Source organism: Methanoculleus sp. DTU007, assembly GCF_001512385.1.
Lineage (GTDB): Archaea > Halobacteriota > Methanomicrobia > Methanomicrobiales > Methanoculleaceae > Methanoculleus > Methanoculleus thermophilus.
Genome location: NZ_LFRO01000005.1, coordinates 1 through 2,438, shown reverse-complemented (window position 1 = coordinate 2,438; position 2,438 = coordinate 1). Strand labels below are relative to the sequence as shown.

Below are 2,438 nucleotides of genomic sequence, written 5' to 3'. Positions count from 1 at the left end.
GGAATCGCGATGAGGGGTGCAGCGAATACAGCATCAGGAGGAGTTGAAGATGTCGGGTGAACTGATCGGCGAGTCGCGAGGGAAGATCATCGGAACAAGGGTCGTTGAGCTGCTCGAGACCAGCCCGAAGATCGAGACGACGGACCTGTCGACCGGAAGGCTGCTGGGCATCGAGTCCCAGGACCTATCGACCGCCTGGAGTGTGTGGCGCAGTCCGGACACCTTCCACGCCGAGGGTTCCGGCGTGGTCACGTCAAAGGACGGCGAGATGGCCATGTACACCGGGATGGGTATGGGAAAAGGAAGCGCATCAGACCCTGAAACGCTCTTTCATGGGCTGCTCTTCTTCCGCTCGTCCACCCCGCAATGGAGCCGCCTCAACGGAACCGCCGTCATAATCGAGTACACCGTCGACGCCGAGGGCAACAGCCGATCAAGGCTCTGGGAGTGGAAGGGAAGGCCGGAGCGCACTTAAATCCCTCAAAAGAGCGGCGACCTCCCCTCTCATCGGGATGCCCATAGGAATCCGTCCCCAAAACCCGTCCTTCTCCCCGACGGGGGGCTTTGAGCGCCGAGACGCCCCGGAGTCGTCCCCGATGTTTATCGAACCGTTCAGCCCGGACCGGCACTGCACCGAGGAGGTTGCGGGTCTAATTTACGAGACCGAGCCGGCGTATTTTCCGCTCGTCTTCGGAAGAGACCGTAAGAAGGCTCTCTCAACGATCGAGCGCCTGATCCTGGCGGGCGGCAACGCCTTCGGGCGCGAGAACATCACCTGCGCCGTCAGGGAGGGCAGGGTCGCCGGGATCTTGGTCATGCAGGCACCGGACGCCCCCGGGCTCGTGAAGGGGGCTCTCGCTGTCGCCCGTGCGGCCGGCCCCATCACCGCCGTACGGTTCTTCCTTGTCGAACTGCTAATCTTTGCGCCGCACTACCTGAAGCGAGAACCGGAGCCCGCATACGAGATCTCCAGCCTCTCGATCGCTCCTGCAGAGCGGGGCCGGGGAATCGGCGCGGCGCTGCTCGAGGACGCTGTCAGGCGGGTCCGGTCCCGCGGGGGCGGGAGGATCGTTCTCTCCGTCATCGCCCCCAACCCGCCTGCGGTGCGGCTGTATGAGAGGGCGGGGTTTCACACCGTCTCCACTCACAGGGCGTGGGTGCCGTATCGTGCCCTCACCGTCCTGACCATGGTTTACGATGCGGTGCAGGATCGATCCGACACCCTGATGCAGGACTTCGATGAGACGATGCGGGATGTCCGGCGAGACCTCGCGGAGTAGCGGAGGTCAGGGCGGCGGGACGAGCCGATAAACCCTGCCGGTCTTCCCGGCCGGTCCCCGGCTCTTTGAGGTCAGAATATAGAGTTCGCGCTCTGCATCCTCCCCGAACGCGAGGACATACGCCCCCACGGTCCGGCTCCCGGCAACCTCGATCTCATGAAACTCCCACGGACTTCCGGGTTTCTCCGTCGCGACGAAGATGATCCCATCGCCGTCGGTCCCCGCCCGGTTCCACTCGCCGAATACGTAGCGCCCGAAGAGCCCGGGGAGTGCCTGCCCCCGGTAGACGTAGCCGCCGATGACGACCGCCCCGATCCCGCCGGGCTGGTTGGCGTTCGGGTACTCGATGATCGCATCGATCAGGGGCTCGCCCCGCCTCCCGGTCCGGGGCACGTCTGCCGGCGACTCGTAGGGGTTTTCGGGGTCGAAGGCGTGGTTGCCCTCCCGGAGGTTCCAGCCGTGGTTCCCGCCCGGGACGATGATCTTCACCGACTCCCAGAGGTACTGCCCGGCGTCGGCGGCAAAGAGCCGGTGCTCGCCCCCGGCGTCGAACGTCATCCTCCATGGGTTGCGCAGGCCGTAGGCGTAGATCTCGTCCCGCCCCTCTCTCCCCACGAACGGGTTGTCCGCCGGGATGCCGTAGGGCTTCCCGCCGTCTATATCGATCCGGAGAATCTTCCCCAGCAGCGTCCCGAGATTCTGCCCGTTCCCTCCCGGCAGGTGGCCTCTCCCGACGTCGTTCGCACCCCCACCGTCGCCGAGCGGGATGTAGAGGTAGCCGTCGGGGCCGAAGGCGATCGAGCCGCCGTTGTGGTTCGCCTGCGGCTGATCGACCTCGAGAATCACCCGCTCTGAGTCCGGATCTGCCCGGTCTGGATCATCTGCCGCGACCCGAAACTCCGATACCCGGCTCGTGTGGTCCCAGCCTTCGGGCGCACCGTCCCGGAGAGGAGCACTGTAGTATACGAAGAATCTCCCGCTCTCGACGAACTGCGGGTGAAACGCGAGGCCGAGGAGCCCACGTTCATCGTACCCGGTGCGGAGCCCGACGACCCGGTCGGTGATCTCGAGGAACGGCTCATCCAAAAGACGGCCCTCGGCGTCGATGACCCGGATGACGCCGGGAAGGTCCGCAACGAAGAGTCGCCCGGTCCCGTC

Annotated in this window: 3 protein-coding genes; 2 read left to right on the top strand and 1 reads right to left on the bottom strand. The window is 65.4% G+C overall.

All coding sequences use genetic code 11. From position 1 onward, the window contains the following. Positions 1-49 precede the first annotated feature (49 nt). Together ACI94_RS00420 and ACI94_RS00415 are read left to right on the top strand one after the other, a co-directional pair. Positions 50-475, top strand: a complete 426-nt coding sequence (locus ACI94_RS00420; protein ID WP_066958447.1) for a hypothetical protein — start codon at positions 50-52, stop codon at positions 473-475. A gap of 121 nt (positions 476-596) precedes the next feature. Further along, positions 597-1,280, top strand: coding sequence for an N-acetyltransferase (locus ACI94_RS00415; RefSeq protein ID WP_286680957.1), 684 nt, complete (start codon positions 597-599; stop codon positions 1,278-1,280). Positions 1,281-1,286: 6 nt separating this feature from the next. Here ACI94_RS00415 and ACI94_RS00410 read toward each other — a convergent pair. Then, positions 1,287-2,438: sorbosone dehydrogenase family protein (locus tag ACI94_RS00410; RefSeq protein WP_286680956.1), on the bottom strand; the 1,152-nt coding region annotated here is incomplete at its 5' end.